This window comes from Bacillus cereus group sp. BfR-BA-01355, from assembly GCF_022663675.1.
GTDB classification, from domain to species: domain Bacteria; phylum Bacillota; class Bacilli; order Bacillales; family Bacillaceae_G; genus Bacillus_A; species Bacillus_A thuringiensis_S.
In genome coordinates this window covers 1-18,237 of sequence record NZ_JAKUFY010000044.1, presented here as the reverse complement: position 1 = coordinate 18,237, position 18,237 = coordinate 1, and the positions used below count along the sequence as shown (strand labels likewise).

Below are 18,237 nucleotides of genomic sequence, written 5' to 3'. Positions count from 1 at the left end.
ATGAAGAGACGACGTTTTATTATTCATACATATGACACTAAAAGTATCGGTAGGTTCCCTACTCCATTTTCTAGGCTTACTTCACCACAAACCTAGTCTGACTACACCCATCCTTCTGCTTCGTTACTTCTAATACAGCCGGCATTGCGTTTTTCAGCTCTTGTACGTGTGAAATGACACCGATAAATCGGCCTGATTTTTGTAAGTCAATTAAGGCATCTACTGCTTTCGTTAATGATTCTTCATCTAATGAACCGAACCCTTCATCGATGAACATCGTTTCGATGGAAATACCACCTTCATATGCTTGAATTACATCTGCCATTCCTAGCGCTAAGCAAAGTGATGCGTTAAATTTCTCTCCGCCAGATAATGTTTTTACATCACGTGTTTGACCAGTGTATGCATCGTACACATCTAATCCTAATCCACTTTGACGGTTTCTCTTTTCAACTCGCTCACTTCGTTTTAAATAAAATTGTCCATTTGATAATTTACGTAGTCGTTCGTTTGCGATTTGAACAATTTGTTCTAAATACTCAATTAGGATGTAACGTTCAAATGATATACGACTTTCGTTATCACCTTTCATTACTTCATATAGATCAACAAGTTCTTGGAAAGCTTTCTCTTCATCGTGAATTTGTTCGTCAATACGTCTAATGTTTTCATGTAAATCAGAAATATATGTTACCGCATTTTGCGCACGTTGACGTTTTTCTTTAATTATATCGAGATTAATTTCTAGTTCTTTTATGTGTTCACCTAAAGATGTAATATCCATATACTCTTTATCTTTTAATTCTGAGTTTAACTCTTCAATTTGTTTTGCAAGCACTTCGAGAGATGAATAATAACCTTGAATTTCTTTTTGTAACATCTCCATCTGGGCATCGCTTAATTTGGCTTCTTTATACGTGAATTGATCTGTAAACCCGCTTTGTTCTAGCTCTTTCATAAAGCGTGCGAAAGTTTCTTCTTTCTTCAATTTTGCACTTTCAAATTGATTAGAAGCACCTTTCTGTTCAGCTTGAATACGTATATTTTCATTTTGCCAATGCTGATACGCTTCCTGCACTTTCTTCCATTCGTCCTCCATTAACCTAAGTTCCTGCATAGCTTGGTCCAACTGTGCTTTCCAAGCTTGTACTGTTTGTAAGTTTTCTGGAATATTTCGTTTATCATGTTCATATGACGTACGAAGTTGCATGCACTCCATTTCTGTACGGTGCTGCATTGTTTCTACTTCCCGTTTTTGTTTCTGAAGTTCTTCTATTTTTTCTTCTACGCTTTTCATGTTCACAGCAATCTGCTTACGTGTTTCTTCACTTGCTTTTAACGTATTCACGTCTGCTGCTAATTGTTTTCCTTTTTGAACAAGTGCACTATATGTTTCAGCTAATTTTTCCGAGTTGTAGCCGCGCTTCACAACTTCTTCTATCACTTGTTCATATTGTAGTCGATAAAAATTCCATTTCTCCTCTACTTGCACATTTAATTTTTCAGCAATGTTCTTCTTATCTCTTAAATCGTTTAACTCTTTTTCATCGATCGCATTACTTTGCTCTGTAGCTTTTTGTGGATGATTCGTACTACCACATACCGGACAAGATTCACCATCATGTAAATGAAGAGCTAGTATACCAGCTTGTTCACTTAACCAGCGGCGCTCCATGTTTTCATACGCACGAACTGCCACTTGCATTTTATTATTTGCCGCTTCTTTTTCTTGCTCAAATTTTTGTTTTTCTTGCCAAACATCATATGCTTGCTTTAAAACTTTTGCATCTTCTCGCATATTGGTTAGTTCTTCTACTTTAGCTACATATTGCTCAAGTGCTTGTTCTAATTGCTGCAATTCATCAGACATTCCCTGTTTTTGACTTGTATGCTCTTCTAGTTGTTGATCCAACTTTTGCATACTTTCTTTTAATTTCCCTATTTGAATTTCGGCATTTTGTAAATTCAGCTTTCTCTCAGCTAATGATTCAATGATCGCTTGTAACTCTTCTAATCTTTGAACAAGTTTTTTAGCCTCTTCTCGTTCAAGTTCTTTATTCTTTACTACTTCATACTTCTCCTGAGCAAGCTCAAAACTATTCATTATCTGTTCTTGTTTGACGATTATCTGTTTTAACAAACTTTCAGCTTTCTGCTCATTTTGCATCGCTTCTTCATACCATTGTTCAAATGGTAATAAGCGTTTTGCTTGTTCCGCACGTTTAAAGGATTTTTCTTTCCCTTCAATTGCTGAACGGTTCTCTTGTAAAGTGTTATATTTCTCATTCTTTTGTTGTAAATCTATAAATTTCTCATTTACAGATTTTGCTGCATGAAAACGTGTTTCTGCATCCTTTAATTGCTTCGTTTGAACATCTTGTTCTACTTGTAATTGCTCAACCTCTGCCTTATACACGGTTGTTTCTTGTTCTAACACTTCTACTACTTGATGCGTATTTACATGTTCTTGTGCCACTAATGTCTCTAATAATGCTCCATCACGGATTGGTAATTTAAAAACATTACGGAAATAGAGCTCTCTCTCTTTTTGTTTTTCTTGCAAGACGTCTTTCCATTGTTTTCTCTTTTGATCAAGTAACTCACGCATTAATTTATAACGATCCGTTTTAAAAATACGACGTAAAATCTCTTCTTTGTTTTCCGTCTCAGATGTTAATAGTTTTCGGAATTCCCCTTGGGGTAACATAACAATTTGGCTAAATTGATGTTTACTTAACCCAATTAAATCTTCCATTTTTTTGTTTACGTCTGTTACATGAAAACGATCGACGGCTGGAACGTTTTCTCCATCAATAACTTCATATAATTCTACTGCATGTCCTGTAATAGTCTTATTCCCTTGTTTTTTATGTCCAAGTTGTCGTTTTATTTCATAGCGTTTCCCTTTTAACTGAAAGGTTAGTTCAACACTTGTATAAACATTATCATCAGCAAATTGACTTCGAAGCATGCTCGTATCACTACGTTCTTCTCCGCTAGCCTCACCATATAATACATAACAAATCGCATCAAAAATCGTTGTTTTTCCAGCTCCCGTATTCCCAGAAATAGCGAAAATACGATGTTCTCCAAGATCTTCAAAATCGATTACTTCTTTCTGTTTATATGGCCCGAATGCTGTCATAATAAGCTGAATCGGTCTCATCCTCGTTCACCTTCCCGCTCTTGCACTGTTTGTAATACATCTATAAATAGGCGTTCTTTCTCTTCTGATAAATCTAACCCTTTCATTTCTTTATAGAAAGCCTTTAAAAGAGATAAATCATCCGTTTTATGTCTTGAAACAGTTACTTCATTTGTATCTGTGAGTTCTCGCCGTTGCATCGCTCTTTCAACGTGCATTGCATTTGGATATACAGATCGTATTTTCTCCATTGGCTGTAAGACAGGATTTTCGTCTAATAATTTTACAAATACGTAATCTTCACTTACTGGGTGCTGTAATAATTCATCTATTTTCGCTTCTACTGTTCGCATTTTACGACGTGGTAAAAGTAACCTTTTTTCAATCGCTACTTCACCGGTTTCATTCATTTCTACAATGTAATAACCTTTTTTATGTTTCTCTTCAGAAATAGAATAGGCAAGTGGTGAACCAGAATATCGAATCGTCTCATTACGTACAAAATGCGCTTGATGTAAATGTCCAAGCGCTGTGTAATGAAACTTATCAAAATAATGACTATTTACATATTCAGCACCACCAATTGAAAGTGGTCGTTCTGCATCACTTGTATTCTCCTCCGCTTCTCCTGAAGAAGTTATAAATGCATGTCCAACAAATACATGTCTAGCTTCTTTATCCATCGTTTCAGAGAGCTCATTCATAAAAATGCGCATCGCATCATCATGAGAACGTACGTCTTCATTTTTCAACACGTGTCTAACTATGCTTGGGTCTGCATACGGTATTAGATGGAAGTGAACCTCTCCATATTCATCATTTAGTACGACAGGTTCATACGGGAATTGAAATTGACCTACAATATGTAATCCCTGTTTTTTCATTAAACCACTTCCAAAATGGATACGATCCGGACTATCATGATTACCAGCTACTGCAATAACTGGTGTTTGTAATTCAATAACTATTTTTTGCAGCACATCATTTAATAAGTCTACTGCTTCTGTAGGTGGAATTGCTCGGTCATATAAATCCCCTGCAATAATTACGGCATCTGGTTTTTCTTCTTCAACCGCCTGTACAAACTGATCTAATACAATCTTTTGGTCTTCAGTCATATACACGCCATGAACAAGCTTACCTAAATGCCAATCCGCTGTATGAAATAACTTCATATTTTTCTACTCCTTTTAATTTACTGATTTTAGTGAAACGAGTTGATAGTTTATTGTAGTTTTTCCGTTCTCCCACTCTAGCTTCAATATCGTTGCACTTCCAATTCTTTCTTCATTTGATTTATATAAAGGCAATATTTCTTGAATTGTAAATAAGTGATAACCATCCAATATTAATTGAAATATATTTTCTTCAATATGTAATCTTACTTCTTTTTCATTTGAAATAATTTTTGTGTGCATCTCAAATTTCATGATAGATACAACCCCTTTTTATAATCTCTACATTTTAATAGTATAGTGGCTATGCAAGATTGACAAGTACATACACAGCAAAGTACACACTTTTCTATTGTTATATGTTTTATGTATTTTATATAAAATACGGTATGTGAAATTTTATATTTTCCCCAAAATAAAAATGTCTATTGTGACATCTTTATTTTTGTATAAAGTCTTTCATTACATAATATAAAACGGTAATTAAAACGATTGCGACGAAAAATGAGAACACTGCGACAATGTACCCATCTTTATTTAATAAAATACAGAATGAAATAGATATTATAAAAATCGGAAATACGAGACGTACTTTATCCTTCACTTCTTCTGTCGTATCTGTATGATGAAAATACTGCGTTATTCCTATCATTAAAAAAGACAAAATAATAACCGACAATAGTAAAGGTCCTGGCATTCCGATTTCTCCTTTCTCTATTTCTAATTCAGTGTAAAGTTTTTTATTACAATTGTACGATTCATTTTTTCTTCAAACACTCTTTTTAGAATTGATAATGAACAATTCACACCTATATAATAGCGCTTTTATTATTATAACTTCAAATAATTACACTTACAGTAATGTTGTAATATTCCCCCTTAGTCTCTGAAATCCTGCAAAGATAACTCGTCAAAATATGCGGTGACCAAATTAATATTTACCGTCAACTTTTGACAAAATTTATAAAGGACATTTCAATACATATCAAGAATTAAGAATAAGAAGATATGTAAGGGAGGATGCATTATGACTGAACACGTTTTATTTTCTATTAGTGAAAACGGCGTTGCAACAATTACTTTAAACCGTCCAAAAGCACTTAATTCTTTATCTTATGACATGTTACAACCTATCGGACAAAAACTTAAAGAGTGGGAACACGATGAGCGTATTGCACTTATCGTGTTAAAAGGTGCTGGCACAAAAGGTTTTTGTGCAGGCGGCGACATTAAAACTCTTTATGAAGCGCGTTCCAATGAAGTGGCATTGCAACATGCAGAACGTTTTTTTGAAGAAGAGTATGAAATTGATACATATATTTATCAATATACAAAACCGATTATTGCTTGTTTAGATGGAATTGTAATGGGCGGTGGTGTCGGTCTTACAAATGGTGCGAAGTATCGCATTGTAACTGAGCGTACGAAATGGGCAATGCCAGAGATGAATATCGGCTTCTTCCCAGACGTCGGAGCTGCATATTTCTTAAATAAAGCACCTGGATATACAGGACGCTTCGTTGCTTTAACAGCATCTATTTTAAAAGCTTCTGACGTATTATTTATTAATGCTGCTGATTACTTTATGACATCTGATTCATTACCAGAGTTTCTTACTGAACTTGAAAGTGTAAATTGGCATAAAGAAGATGATGTACATACTAATTTAAAAGAAGTTATTCGTACATTTGCAACTGCTCCAAACTTAGAAAGCGAGCTGACTCCTTCATTAGAAGCAATCAATTCACATTTTGCTTTCGATACAATTGAAGAAATCATCCATTCATTGGAGAAAGATGAAAGTTCCTTTGCTCTAAAAACAAAAGAAACACTGTTATCAAAATCCCCTATTTCACTAAAAGTAACCTTAAAACAGTTTATTGATGGACAAGATAAATCCGTTGAAGAATGCTTCGCTACGGACCTTATACTTGCTAAAAATTTCATGAGACATGAAGATTTCTTCGAAGGAGTACGCTCCGTTGTCGTTGATAAAGATCAAAATCCGAATTATAAATATAAACAGTTAAGTGACGTTTCAGAAGAAGATGTGAATCGTTTCTTTAACTTACTTAATGCATAAAATGAAACTGTAATGCGTGGGTGTTTTGTTCATCCCCCACCTAACTTCTTTGCTTCAGCTAAATCTTGTGCGGTGGAAATCTTACTACCCGCAAATAGCGGGATAAAATCGAGGCTATATAGTAGTGTAATTACAGCTACTATATAGCCTTTTTATTTAATGATTTTTAATAAGATTTAATTTTATTAAATCCACTTTTGTGCTACACTAATTTTAATCAAATATTCTAAAAATAAAAAGGAGGGACGGCTATGATAGAAAATTATCTTCTTTTCATCATTATGTCTATTTGTCTTATCATTTTACCTGGTCCAGATACAGCAATGGCTACGAAAAATACATTGATTGCCGGTAAAGTCGGTGGAGTAAAAACAGTGTTCGGTACATGTATCGCGCTATTAATTCATACTTTAGCTGCTGTAATTGGTCTTTCTGCACTTATTGTAAAGTCAGCTCTTTTATTTTCTATTTTCAAGTACGTTGGGGCTCTCTATTTAATATATATCGGTATTAAAGCCCTTTTAGCAGTAAGAAATAAAGAAGGCGTAGATACAAATGATATATCTTTAAATAATGAAAACAAACATACTTCTTGCTTTCGCCAAGGATTTCTAACGAATTTATTAAATCCTAAGATAGCAGTCTTCTTTTTAACTTTTTTACCGCAATTTTTAAATCCAAATCATAATACATTTATTCAACTTCTTGTAATGGGCCTTACTTACCTCGTTTTAACCGCCTTTTGGTTTGCGTTTTATATATTTTTAATTGATAAAATTAGTGCTTTTATGAAAAAACCGAAAACGCAACGTTATATTCAAGGGCTAACAGGAATCGTCCTAATTGGATTTGGTGTTAAACTAGCTTTTGAAAAAAGTAATTGATAAAAACGAAAAACACCACTATTAATAGTGGTGTTTTTCATTTCACAACTAATTTGACAGTCTACTCTTTATTAAAACCAGCGCTCAGTTACAACTTTTTTACGTGTATAGAATTGAACGCCATCTGTACCATTTGTACCTAAATCACCAAAGAATGAAGCTTTATTTCCTGCAAATGCGAAGAATGCCATTGGTGCTGGAACATTTACATTTACACCAATCATACCAGCATCGATGTTATCACGGAATGTTTGTGCATGTTTACCATTTGACGTATAAATAACCGCACCATTTGCAAATTTAGATTGATTTGTTAGTTTAATACCTTCTTCTAAATCTTTAACACGTACAATGCTTAATACTGGAGCAAAAATTTCATCTTGCCAAATTTTCATTTCTTGATTCACGCCATCAAAGATTGTCGCACCTACAAAATAACCTTCTCCAACTTCTTCATTAATTTTACGGCCATCTACTAATAAAGTTGCCCCATCTGCTACACCACTATTAATATAGCCTAAAACACGCTCTTTATGAGATTCACGAATTAATGGTCCAACATAGTTATCTTCGTTAAAGCCATCGCCTACTTTTAATTTTTTCGTTTCTGCTACTAATACATCAATGAATTCATCAGCAATTTCATCCACTACTGCTACTACTGAGCATGCCATGCAGCGCTCTCCACTACTTGCAAATGCAGATCCAATTACACCTTGTACTGTTTTCTCAAGATTGCAATCTGGCATTACAATCGCATGGTTTTTTGCACCCGCTAACGCTTGTACACGTTTTCCGTGTTTCGTACCTGTTTCATATACGTAACGAGCTACTGGCTCAGAACCGACGAACGAAACAGCTTGAATATCTTTATTTTCTAAAATGCTATTTACAACATCTTTTCCGCCTTGTACTAAATTTAATACGCCTTTTGGGAAACCTGCTTCATAGAATAATTCTACAAGTCGCTCCGCTAAAAGTGGCGTTCTTTCCGATGTTTTTAATACGAATGTATTACCGCAAGCAATTGCAAGTGGGAACATCCATAACGGAATCATCATTGGGAAGTTAAACGGCGTAATACCAGCAACAACTCCGATTGGGTAGCGCCAAATTGATCCATCAATTCCACTAGCAATATTCGGCAGCGCTTGACCCATCATTAAATTAGGTGCCGATGTTGCAAGTTCCACTGCTTCAATACCACGCTGTACTTCACCTGTTGCATCCGTTAGCGTCTTACCATTCTCTAGCGTAATGATTTTCGCAAGCTCATCTTTGTTTTCTTGTAATAGCTGTAAATATTTATATAAATTTCTTGAACGATTCGGAACTGGTACTTTAGACCACGTTTCGAATGCTGCTTTTGCCGCTTCAACAGCTTTTTCAACATCTTCTTTTGGAGATAGTGGAACGTAAGCGATAATTTTTCCAGTCGCTGGATTTGGAACTGCTTCTACTTCCGTACCTGTCGATTCAACCCACTCACCGTTAATGTGATTTTTTACTCGTTTAATTTCAGTTGTAATCATTGTATTCTCTCCTTTGTATAATTTATTTTTGATTAGAAATTAATTGCTCGCTAACTTTCTTATATAAAGCAGCCATATCGTTTTCACCATATCCAGCTTGACTAGCTTCGTCATATACGTTTAATAACATTTCGCTTACCGGTAAATGGAGTTCGCTTTCCTTAGCTAAGTCAACTGCAAATCCTAAATCTTTCTTCAATAAGTTCACAGTAAATCCTGGCTCGTAGTTTTCAGGTGCTATAAAACTTTTAAAATTACGTTCATAAATTCTACTTTGACCGTAACTTACATTTAAAATATCAAACATTTTATCTAAATCCATATTGTTCTTTTTCGCTAATGTTAAAGCTTCACTCACTCCAGCTGTATAAAAACCAATTAATAAGTTATTAATTAACTTAACAGTTGTACCACTATCAATCTGCTCACTAACGTGGAAAATGTTCGCGCCTAGTACGCCCATGATAGATTCCGTTTTCTCATATACCTCTTTTGATCCACCAACCATAAACGTTAATGTACGGTTTTCGGCTCCGATTACTCCACCACTCACAGGTGCTGCTAAAAAGTCTACTTTCTTTTCCTTTGCAGCTTCCTCTAATTGTTTGTTTAACTGCGGCGATACCGTACTTGTATCAATGAAAACTACATTCGAGTGACCATTTTCAAATAATCCTTCTGCTCCAAAATATACCGCTTCAACAGCACGAGGTGAAGGTAAACTTGTAAAAACTACATCACATGTTTCTGCTAGTTTTAAGATTGATAGACCGATAATTCCGCCTTCTTTTTCAAAGGACGCTTCTGCCTCTTTATTTAAGTCCACGCCATATACTGTGTAACCTGATTTAACTAGATTTTTTGACATCGGAAGACCCATGTTACCTAAACCGATAAAACCAATCTTTTTCATATCGCTTTCCTCCTATTTACACAATATATTTCCCACGATTTATAATAGCTTTCGCAATTTCTCTCTTCTTCATAAATACGTTCGTGTATAAAGGTACTAATAATTGACGGATTTCAGCTAAAATCACATGTCTATCTTTTTCTTCTGTGACAGCCGCTGAAAGTACAGAAATCGCCGCTTCTTCTACTTTACGATATCCTTCTTCACAAATAACATCCGTTATTTGTTGCTTCGTACGTTCTTTTTCCTCACCATTTTTACTTACTGCTTTTCTCGTACGTAAAAACGCTGATTCCATGACGTACACGTCCGTCAACATATTTGATATTACACGTGAATATTCTTGTTCTTGGTCGATTTTTAGACTTGGAGTTTTAGAGAGCGTTTTCAAAGATTGTTTCAACAATTTTTTCGCTAATAAAATGTAACGATGGTTTCTTTCGACATTTGCTACATCACTTTCTACTTCAGTATCTTCTAATTGTTCGATTTGCTTCATTAACATTTTGGCAACTGTTAATCTATTAATTTCGTTCGTTCCTTCAAAAATACGACTAATTCTAGCATCACGATACAATCGTTCTACCTCGTACTCTTGCATATAACCGTAACCACCATGAATTTGTACAGCTTCATCTACAATATAAGCAAGTGTTTCAGAAGCATTTACTTTATTTAGTGCACATTCAATTGCAAATTGAGACATTTTTTTCATAAGATCTTCATCGCTCTCATGAATTGCTTCATCAATTACACCTGCTGTACGGTAAGCTGCACTTTCGGCTCCATATGTAGCAATAATCATATTTGCAATTTTCTCTTGAATCATCGTAAAGTCTACTAATTCCGTTTGGAACTGTTTTCGCTCTTTTCCATATTGAACCGACAAACCAATTGCTTGTTTTGCTGTTCCAATATTTCCAAAAGCAAGTTTAAGTCTAGCAAAGTTAAGAATATTAAGAGCTACGTGATGCCCTTTCCCAACTTCCCCTAAAACATTTTCAACAGGGATGACAACATCTTCTAAAATAAGAGTCGCCGTTGAAGAACCTTTAATACCCATTTTCTTTTCTTCTAACCCAATGGATACACCTTCACATGTTCTTTCGACAATAAATGCTGTCATTCCTTTATTTGTCTTCGCAAAAACAACGTATACATCTGCCATATGAGCATTTGTAATCCATTGCTTCTCACCATTTAACTTCCAAGCTGTTCCCTCTTCATTCAATACTGCGCTCGTTTTTGCACTTAATGCATCCGAACCAGCATTTGGCTCAGTTAAAGCATAAGCCCCAATCCATTCTCCCGATGCGATTTTTGGTAAATATTTTTCTTTCTGTTCTTTCGTTCCGTAATATATGTAAGGCAATGTACCGACACCAGCGTGTATATTAAATGAAACGCTAAATGCACCAGCGTAACCCATTTTCTCTGCTACAAGACCTGAGACAGCCTTTCCTAACTCGAACCCGCCATAATCTTCTGGTACCTCAATGCCTAATAATCCAAGTTCCCCAGCTTTCTCAAATAATTGACGAGAAACTTTATAGTTATGTTGTTCAATATTCTCCATTTGTGGAACAATTTCTTGTTTAACGAATTGTTCTGTCGTTTTTGCGATTAAATCTTCATCACCTGAAAAATCTTCTGGTGTAAAGTAAGTATGATTTATATCTTTATTGAGTGAAAAAAATTCATCCCATGGTAACTTCGTTTTCTCCATATGTATCCCCCTATCATTCGGCTTTCATAGCTTTTTGCTTATGCTCGTCTACGATGAGTGGAATATCTTTTTTTGAAAATAGAAGGCGATGATTTTTCACATCAAGCATTTTATTTTGCCAAAGATGTATTTTCATCGCCTTCACTGCTTTATCTATTGATCTTCTGATAATACTGTTTTTGCAATACCAGTATCTAACTCTTCAAAGTCATGATATGAAATTGTTTCGTATAATTCACTTCTCGTTTGCATATTAGAAAGTGCATCTTTTTGAGAACCTGTTTCTTTAATCAAAGTAAACACATTTTCATACGCTTTCGCTGCAACGCGAAGTGAAGTTACAGGATAAATAACCATTTGAAAGCCCATATTCGCAAATTCCTCTGCACTATAATATGGAGTTTTTCCGAATTCAGTCATATTCGCAAGTAAAGGTGCATTTACCTTACTATTAAATAGACGGAATTCTTCCTCTGATTGAAGCGCTTCAGGGAAAATTGCATCTGCACCGGCTTTTACATATGCATTTGCTCTTTCAATTGCTTCATCTAATCCTTCAACGCCGCGAGCATCAGTACGTGCTACAATGTATAAGCTCGGTGCAACTTCTTTAATTGCTTTAATTTTTTGAACCAATTCTTCTGTAGTAACAAGTTTCTTACCATTTAAATGTCCACATTTTTTTGGTAATTGCTGATCTTCAATTTGGACAGCTGCTACTTTCGCTTCCATCATTTCTACAGCTGTTCTCGCTACATTTAGTACACCACCAAATCCTGTATCAATGTCAACAAGAACAGGTAAGTCTGTAGCTCTTACTAAATCTCTTGCTCTCTCAGCCACTTCAGTAGACGTCACGATACCTAAATCTGGTAACCCTTTACTTGCAGTATAAGCAGCTCCGGATAAATAAAGAGCTGAAAAACCTGTATTTTTTGCAACTAAAGCCGCCATTGCATCATGAGCACCTGGAATTTGCAAAATTTCATTTGCTTCTACTAAAGCTCGGAATCGATTCGCAAGCTCCTCTTGTGTTGACTGCTTTTTCACAACCCAAGCCATTCTAAATTCCCCCTATTATTAAATTAAGAATAGATCTACAAATTCGTTTACATTCATATTTTCTAGTTTTTCTTCATTTAAACAAACTTCATGAATTTGTTCTTGTTGCTTACTAGAATAATGACCTGCCATATTTGCAGTGAACTTTTGAACAACTTTTGGGATTGCTTCGTCTCTACGGAAACGGTGACCAAGTGGATATTCACATTCCACATTTTCTGTTACTGTGCCATCTTTAAAGTGAACTTGAACAGCGTTGGCGATTGAGCGCTTGTTCGGGTCAAGGTAATCTAAACTGTACTGTTTGTTTTCAACAACAACCATCTTATTACGTAATTCATCTACACGTGGATCGTTTGCTACTGCATCTTCATAATCGTCTGCAACGATATCTCCTTTTAATAAACCAATTGCCGTAATGTATTGTAAGCAATGATCACGATCAGCTGGGTTATTTAATGGACCTTCTTTATCAATAATACGAATTGCTGATTCATGAGTTGTAATTGTAATACGGTCAATTTCATCTAATCTCTCTTTAATTTCCGGATGCAACTTCACTGCACATTCTGCAGCCGTTTGTGCATGGAATTCTGCTGGATATGACACTTTAAATAATACATTTTCCATTACATATGACTCTAGTGGTCTTGCTAATTTTAATTCCTGTTTATTGAATAATACATCTTGGAATCCCCATCCTGGTGCAGATAGGGCCGTTGGATAACCCATTTCACCTTTTAGAGCAGTCATTGCAAGATGAACACCGCGGCTCGTTGCGTCACCTGCAGCCCATGATTTACGTGAGCCCGTATTTGGAGCATGACGATATGTACGAAGACTAGAATTATCAATCCACGCATGTGATAATGCATTAAAGATTTCTTCACGTGTTCCGCCAAGCATTTTCGCAACTACTGCAGTTGTTGCTACTTTTACATATAATACATGGTCAAGACCAACTCTGTTTAAGCTGTTTTCTAAAGCGAGCACGCCTTGAATCTCATGTGCTTTAATCATCATTTCTAATACTTCACGTACTTTTAAAGCTTCTTTTCCTTCTGAAATACGAACACGGCTAATATAATCTGCAACCGCTAAAATTCCGCCTAGGTTATCAGATGGATGTCCCCACTCGGCTGCAAGCCAAGTATCGTTATAGTCTAACCAACGGATCATACATCCGATATTAAATGCACCTTTTACTGGATCTAGTACATAAGACGTACCTGGTACACGTGTACCATTTGGCACGATTGTTCCTGGCACAACTGGTCCTAGTAATTTCGTACATTCTGGATATTGCAGTGCTAAAATTCCACATCCAAGTGTATCAAGTAATACGTAACGAGCTGTACTGAATGCTTCTGCACTAGTAACCTCTTTATTTAATACATAATCGGTAATCTCTTCTAATAATGCATCTTTTTGCTTAATTTCATTTGTTTTAATCATGCTATCCTTCCCTTTCTGTCGAAAATTCGTTATTATTAATGATGGGTGTCGGTCAAACACCCATCTGGCGGGCGGCGCTAACAACTCCCCAGTTGTTCTTATTTACTAAGTACATGTCGCTCGCCAATATAATTTACACGTGGACGGAACAAACGATTATTTGCATGTTGCTCAATAACGTGCGCACATAACCCCACTGTTCTAGAGCTAAAGAAGATTGGTGTATAAAGTTGAATTGGAATACCTAGCATCCAATATACTGGAGCTGCATAATAATCAAGATTTGGATAAATTCCTTTTTCTTTTTCCATAATCTTTTCTCCAGCTTCACACATTTCATATAGTGTATAATCACCTTTTACATCACATAACTGTTTTAAAGCTTCCTTCATCATAAGTGCTCTTGGATCCATCTTCTTCATATAAACACGGTGTCCAAAGCCCATAATTTTTTCTTTGTTATATAGTTTCTTCTGTAATAACTCTTCAAATTTCTCAACATTACCAGCTTCTAAAAGCATGTACATAACCGCTTCATTTGCACCGCCATGTAAACTTCCTTTTAAAGATGCAACTGCACCTGTTAAAGCACCGTATAAATCTGATTGTGTTGATGCAATAACGCGAGCTGTAAATGTAGAGTTTGGCATTTCATGCTCACTATATAAAACAAGGGAACGATCAAAGATCTTTTCCTCAAGTTCAGTTGGTTTTTTACCAGTTAACATATAGAAGAAATTCGCACTATAAGATAATTCTTTAAGAGGTTCAATTGGCTCCTCATTATTTAAAATATGATAGCTATTCGCTACAATGTTTGGCACTTTACTTAACAGCTTGTACCCTCGGCTTTTATTCACTTCTAACGAGCGGTTTTCGATATCATTATCGTAACCAGCTAACGCTGACACACCTGTACGTAATCCATCCATGGGATGCGTCTCTTTAGGCAATGCCTTTAGTACGTTGAATACACCTTCTGGTACTGCATATTCTTCTTTTAGTTTCTTTTCAAGTGTTGCTTTTTCATCTTCATTCGGTAGGTGTTCCTCCAATAAAAGGTGCACAATGTCTAAATACTCTTTTGTTTTTGAGAGTTCGATTAAGTCATACCCTTGAATTACAATTTCACCTTTTACTGTGTCAAGAAACGAAATTTTCGTCTCCGCTGCCACTATACCATCTAATCCCGGGGAAAATTTTTCTTCAGCTTTCATCATTATTTCCTCCAATCCTAATAGATCTTCGTGCACATAACTGTAAGCCTTTACAATATTGTGAAACTACATTTCTACTTCAATGTATCAGAGTTTTTAGAAGATTTCAATTTATTTTATAATGATAAGTTTCCTACACTTTTCTTACTGTAACAATACAATTTTTTGAAAATAATTCTTATGTTTTATAAAGAAAGAATAGACTTCTTTGCGTATTTTAAAAAACAAGATATAAAGATTTTTCATATAACACCGCCAAATATACAATTATTCTAATTTTATTTGAGAAATAAAAAAAACGAGCTATACATAAATACAGCTCGTTACTATATGATATTTATTTCACTATCTCTTAAATATAATTTTTATATAAAACTTATTCATTTTTAATAAAGTTATTATTTTACATAATTAAATTGAATTTCTTCCATTTCCTCATGATAACTTACAAATAAATCATAGTTTTGAAAATACCAAAGATCATCACAATCTACAAAAAATATAATACCTTCCTTCTCAACTGACACTATTTCTCCATCTGGTTTCTCAGCAACAACCCCTAAAGAATATCCGGGCTGAATTGAACTATCCCCTCCGTACCTTACAGTAAAACGTACAGATTCACCGTGCTTTATACGTAATTCTTCCTGGAACCATTGCAGAGCTTTACGATCAATTGAAATTTCCATCTTTATTCCTCCAGTTTACACAAACTCTTTTTTTCCTAATCGTTGTTTTACAAAGAAGACGAAAATAATTAAGGCTATCAATGCTGAAATTGCACTCCCTGAAAATAAAATACGATAACCAAACATTTGTGAAACAACTCCAAGTACAATAGCACCTAACCCGATTCCTAAATCAAACGCTGTAAAAAATGAAGCATTTGCAACTCCTCTTTTACTCGGATCGACAATTGTAAGCATTGCCGCTTGCAAAGCTGGCTGCGCTGAACCAAATCCAATACCGTATAATGTTGCTGCGATAATTACACCTATCAAACCATTTGAAATAGTTAAAACAACTATAGCTAAAATAGTAATACATAATGCTGGGAGTATGATGAATACTTCTCCACACTTATCTAATAGTTTCCCTGAAATTGGTCTTACAATTGTTAATACAATTGCATATACAAGAAAGAAAGTTCCCGGATTTACATGAATTGATGATGCAAATAACGGTAAAAAGGTTGTTATTCCTCCATATGCAAACGATAAAAAGAATACTACAATCGTGATTGTTAATACGGATTTCTCAAATAGCTGAATTTTTCCTTTTTCTTTTTGTAGCGTAAATGGCATCTTCGTTATTAGTGATAATACGACTGCCATAAAAGATAACAACGTCGCTAATAAAAATAGACCATTAAATGAATAATTTTGCACAACCCATAATCCAATCATAGGTCCGATGGCCATTGCAATTGTCATCGCCATCCCGTACCAGCCCATTCCTTCTCCACGGCGTGAATCTGGAATAATATCAGTTATTGCTGTTCCAACAGCTGTTGTAGAAACAGCCCATGTTACTCCGTGAATAACACGTAAAACAGCTAAAAGGACAATAGTCGATGCTATATTATAGGAATACATCGTTAATCCAAAAAAGATAAGTCCGAAAATAATAAAGGATCTTCTACCATATTGATCTAGCATTCCTCCAATAATCGGTCGTATTACTACAGCAGCTATCGTAAACATCCCCATCATGAGTCCAACTTGCGATTCATTGCCACCTATCTCTTTAATAAAGAGCGGTAGCGTTGGAACAAGTAAATAAAATCCTGTAAATAAAAATAACATTGCGAAAGTCATTTTAATAAATGATTTCGTCCATAATCGTTCCATAAAAATACCTCCATACACTCGTAAAATATTACGATTAACAACCTCATTGTACATTTTATTGATCTCTTTTCCCTCCGCAAATAGACGTATCTTTTCATATTAAATAGTCCACCATCAGCTTACATTAGTCTTAAGACTTTGTACGCATGTTTTAAACGAAAGTCCTATATATGTACCTTTATACGTGTGAAAAGAATATACTAATTTATTAACACAACTTAGGAGTGAATATTTTATGTGGGTATCATTAAGAGTAACTGCCGTAGTTCCTTCGACTCCTGGGATACATGTTCCTGCAGTTCATACAGCTAGCTCCGATGTAGGAATTGAACTTCCCGCAACTTGGCAACAATATCAAATTCCCGGTCAAGTTACCCCCTCATTTTGGCATCATGGTGCACACCCAAGTAGTACTACCATTTATAGCCATAGTTATCCTCCACTACCTCCGACTCAAGTCTTTTATCATTTCCCTTCAATTTATTTCCAAAATTTTTATGGTACGTTTAACATTTAATAGCTATCACTGTATTACCCTACATCTTAATAAAGCGAACCTTTAATCCAGTTTCAACATAAAAAGTCGAATTTCTTAAATAAGAAATTCGACTTTTTTATTGTTTTCCAAACGAAAGTAACCGTTAAAGAAAGACATTTATTAAAGACTTGAATATAATTCCCACTTATTTAATGCTTTATGTAATCCATTACAGTTAGTCCCTTTCCGGAATAACCCATACGTACAATCATTTCTCTCTTTACGTTACATTTCACATAAACTACATTCACTCTTTTTCTTCTATCCGGCCCTTAACATAAAATTTTCTATAGCAAAATGAAAAAAGCACTTAAGATTGTAAATTCCCACAAATCTTAAGTGCTTTTTTGAAAACTTTTCTATAAATTTTTCTTATTGTCCATTATTGGCAGGAACCTCTCCTGCATTTCCACCATTATTTGGTTGTACTGTTGCAGGTGGGGTTGGAGTTCCTTGACCTCCATCATTATTCGCTGGAGGTGTCGTTCCTTGGCCTCCTCCGCTATTTGCTGGAGGTGTCGTTCCTTGGTTTCCTCCGTTATTCGCTGGAGGTGTCGTTCCTTGACCTCCTCCGTTATTCGCTGGAGGTGTCGTTCCTTGGCCTCCTCCGTTATTCGCTGGAGGTGTCGTTCCTTGGCCTCCTCCGTTATTTTGTTC

Annotated in this window: 16 protein-coding genes and 1 pseudogene; 3 read left to right on the top strand and 14 right to left on the bottom strand. The window is 35.4% G+C overall.

Features of this window, described 5'->3' with window-relative positions:
• Positions 1 to 76: 76 nt before the first annotated feature.
• The 4 genes from MR167_RS16295 to MR167_RS16280 all read right to left on the bottom strand — a co-directional run bounded on the left by MR167_RS16295 (position 77) and on the right by MR167_RS16280 (position 5,017).
• On the bottom strand, positions 77 to 3,166 hold the full coding sequence (locus MR167_RS16295; RefSeq protein ID WP_150190150.1) for an AAA family ATPase: 3,090 nt from the start codon (positions 3,164 to 3,166) through the stop codon (positions 77 to 79).
• The gene (locus tag MR167_RS16290; RefSeq protein ID WP_017763122.1) at positions 3,163 to 4,320 is read right to left on the bottom strand and encodes an exonuclease SbcCD subunit D; all 1,158 of its coding nucleotides are present in this window, start codon (positions 4,318 to 4,320) and stop codon (positions 3,163 to 3,165) included. The genes MR167_RS16295 and MR167_RS16290 overlap by 4 nt, the downstream gene beginning before the upstream one ends.
• A 15-nt stretch (positions 4,321 to 4,335) precedes the next feature.
• A complete protein-coding gene (locus tag MR167_RS16285) occupies positions 4,336 to 4,575 on the bottom strand; it encodes a DUF2584 family protein (protein ID WP_000667344.1) in 240 nt (79 codons plus the stop codon).
• Positions 4,576 to 4,759: 184 nt separating this feature from the next.
• Positions 4,760 to 5,017 carry a hypothetical protein gene (locus tag MR167_RS16280; RefSeq protein WP_001119404.1) on the bottom strand — a complete coding sequence of 86 codons (258 nt, stop codon included), beginning with the start codon at positions 5,015 to 5,017 and terminating at the stop codon, positions 4,760 to 4,762.
• 330 nt (positions 5,018 to 5,347) lie between these two features.
• On the opposite strand from MR167_RS16280, the gene MR167_RS16275 reads away from it, so the two are divergent.
• Complete coding sequence (locus MR167_RS16275; RefSeq protein ID WP_000134894.1) at positions 5,348 to 6,403, top strand: enoyl-CoA hydratase/isomerase family protein; 1,056 nt, start codon at positions 5,348 to 5,350, stop codon at positions 6,401 to 6,403.
• Positions 6,404 to 6,654: 251 nt separating this feature from the next.
• Positions 6,655 to 7,287 carry a LysE family translocator gene (locus tag MR167_RS16270; RefSeq protein WP_000572346.1) on the top strand — a complete coding sequence of 211 codons (633 nt, stop codon included), beginning with the start codon at positions 6,655 to 6,657 and terminating at the stop codon, positions 7,285 to 7,287.
• Positions 7,288 to 7,358: 71 nt separating this feature from the next.
• Here the strand turns inward: MR167_RS16270 and MR167_RS16265 are convergent, their stop codons facing one another.
• From MR167_RS16265 to MR167_RS16230, 9 genes are all read right to left on the bottom strand, one after another.
• The gene (locus MR167_RS16265) at positions 7,359 to 8,819 is read right to left on the bottom strand and encodes a CoA-acylating methylmalonate-semialdehyde dehydrogenase (protein WP_000633339.1); all 1,461 of its coding nucleotides are present in this window, start codon (positions 8,817 to 8,819) and stop codon (positions 7,359 to 7,361) included.
• Between the two features lie 22 nt (positions 8,820 to 8,841).
• Complete coding sequence (locus tag MR167_RS16260; protein ID WP_000719402.1) at positions 8,842 to 9,732, bottom strand: NAD(P)-dependent oxidoreductase; 891 nt, start codon at positions 9,730 to 9,732, stop codon at positions 8,842 to 8,844.
• Positions 9,733 to 9,748: 16 nt separating this feature from the next.
• Positions 9,749 to 11,458 (bottom strand): acyl-CoA dehydrogenase family protein, encoded by a 1,710-nt coding sequence (locus tag MR167_RS16255; RefSeq protein WP_000416004.1) that lies wholly within the window; start codon positions 11,456 to 11,458, stop codon positions 9,749 to 9,751.
• A 13-nt stretch (positions 11,459 to 11,471) separates the two neighbouring features.
• Entirely contained in the window at positions 11,472 to 11,594 is a 123-nt protein-coding gene (locus MR167_RS32970) for a hypothetical protein (protein ID WP_000690878.1), read from the bottom strand.
• Between the two features lie 17 nt (positions 11,595 to 11,611).
• Positions 11,612 to 12,520: a methylisocitrate lyase gene (prpB, locus tag MR167_RS16250; protein ID WP_000312638.1), complete on the bottom strand. Its 909-nt coding sequence runs from the start codon at positions 12,518 to 12,520 to the stop codon at positions 11,612 to 11,614.
• A gap of 18 nt (positions 12,521 to 12,538) precedes the next feature.
• Positions 12,539 to 13,975, bottom strand: coding sequence for a 2-methylcitrate dehydratase (gene prpD, locus MR167_RS16245; protein WP_000598123.1), 1,437 nt, complete (start codon positions 13,973 to 13,975; stop codon positions 12,539 to 12,541).
• 98 nt (positions 13,976 to 14,073) lie between these two features.
• Complete coding sequence (mmgD, locus tag MR167_RS16240) at positions 14,074 to 15,195, bottom strand: citrate synthase (protein ID WP_001987369.1); 1,122 nt, start codon at positions 15,193 to 15,195, stop codon at positions 14,074 to 14,076.
• 395 nt (positions 15,196 to 15,590) lie between these two features.
• Positions 15,591 to 15,881 carry a HesB/YadR/YfhF family protein gene (locus MR167_RS16235; RefSeq protein ID WP_000406140.1) on the bottom strand — a complete coding sequence of 97 codons (291 nt, stop codon included), beginning with the start codon at positions 15,879 to 15,881 and terminating at the stop codon, positions 15,591 to 15,593.
• Between the two features lie 15 nt (positions 15,882 to 15,896).
• Positions 15,897 to 17,042: an MFS transporter gene (locus MR167_RS16230; RefSeq protein WP_242315005.1), complete on the bottom strand. Its 1,146-nt coding sequence runs from the start codon at positions 17,040 to 17,042 to the stop codon at positions 15,897 to 15,899.
• Between the two features lie 235 nt (positions 17,043 to 17,277).
• Between MR167_RS16230 and MR167_RS16225 the strand changes: the two genes are divergently transcribed.
• Positions 17,278 to 17,559: a hypothetical protein gene (locus MR167_RS16225; RefSeq protein ID WP_000270162.1), complete on the top strand. Its 282-nt coding sequence runs from the start codon at positions 17,278 to 17,280 to the stop codon at positions 17,557 to 17,559.
• A gap of 393 nt (positions 17,560 to 17,952) precedes the next feature.
• On the opposite strand, the pseudogene MR167_RS16220 reads toward MR167_RS16225, so the two are convergent.
• Positions 17,953 to 18,237 (bottom strand): annotated as a pseudogene (locus MR167_RS16220) (penicillin-binding protein); the annotation flags it as partial.

Excerpts from the sequence above, each read along its gene's own strand:
- MR167_RS16295 (WP_150190150.1), bottom strand. The coding sequence starts at position 3,166 with ATGAGACCGATTCAGCTTATTATGACAGCATTCGGGCCATATAAACAG.
- MR167_RS16290 (WP_017763122.1), bottom strand. The coding sequence starts at position 4,320 with ATGAAGTTATTTCATACAGCGGATTGGCATTTAGGTAAGCTTGTTCAT.
- MR167_RS16285 (WP_000667344.1), bottom strand. The coding sequence starts at position 4,575 with ATGAAATTTGAGATGCACACAAAAATTATTTCAAATGAAAAAGAAGTA.
- MR167_RS16280 (WP_001119404.1), bottom strand. The coding sequence starts at position 5,017 with ATGCCAGGACCTTTACTATTGTCGGTTATTATTTTGTCTTTTTTAATG.
- MR167_RS16275 (WP_000134894.1), top strand. The coding sequence starts at position 5,348 with ATGACTGAACACGTTTTATTTTCTATTAGTGAAAACGGCGTTGCAACA.
- MR167_RS16270 (WP_000572346.1), top strand. The coding sequence starts at position 6,655 with ATGATAGAAAATTATCTTCTTTTCATCATTATGTCTATTTGTCTTATC.
- MR167_RS16265 (WP_000633339.1), bottom strand. The coding sequence starts at position 8,819 with ATGATTACAACTGAAATTAAACGAGTAAAAAATCACATTAACGGTGAG.
- MR167_RS16260 (WP_000719402.1), bottom strand. The coding sequence starts at position 9,732 with ATGAAAAAGATTGGTTTTATCGGTTTAGGTAACATGGGTCTTCCGATG.
- MR167_RS16255 (WP_000416004.1), bottom strand. The coding sequence starts at position 11,458 with ATGGAGAAAACGAAGTTACCATGGGATGAATTTTTTTCACTCAATAAA.
- MR167_RS32970 (WP_000690878.1), bottom strand. The coding sequence starts at position 11,594 with ATGAAAATACATCTTTGGCAAAATAAAATGCTTGATGTGAAAAATCAT.
- prpB (WP_000312638.1), bottom strand. The coding sequence starts at position 12,520 with ATGGCTTGGGTTGTGAAAAAGCAGTCAACACAAGAGGAGCTTGCGAAT.
- prpD (WP_000598123.1), bottom strand. The coding sequence starts at position 13,975 with ATGATTAAAACAAATGAAATTAAGCAAAAAGATGCATTATTAGAAGAG.
- mmgD (WP_001987369.1), bottom strand. The coding sequence starts at position 15,195 with ATGATGAAAGCTGAAGAAAAATTTTCCCCGGGATTAGATGGTATAGTG.
- MR167_RS16235 (WP_000406140.1), bottom strand. The coding sequence starts at position 15,881 with ATGGAAATTTCAATTGATCGTAAAGCTCTGCAATGGTTCCAGGAAGAA.
- MR167_RS16230 (WP_242315005.1), bottom strand. The coding sequence starts at position 17,042 with ATGGAACGATTATGGACGAAATCATTTATTAAAATGACTTTCGCAATG.
- MR167_RS16225 (WP_000270162.1), top strand. The coding sequence starts at position 17,278 with ATGTGGGTATCATTAAGAGTAACTGCCGTAGTTCCTTCGACTCCTGGG.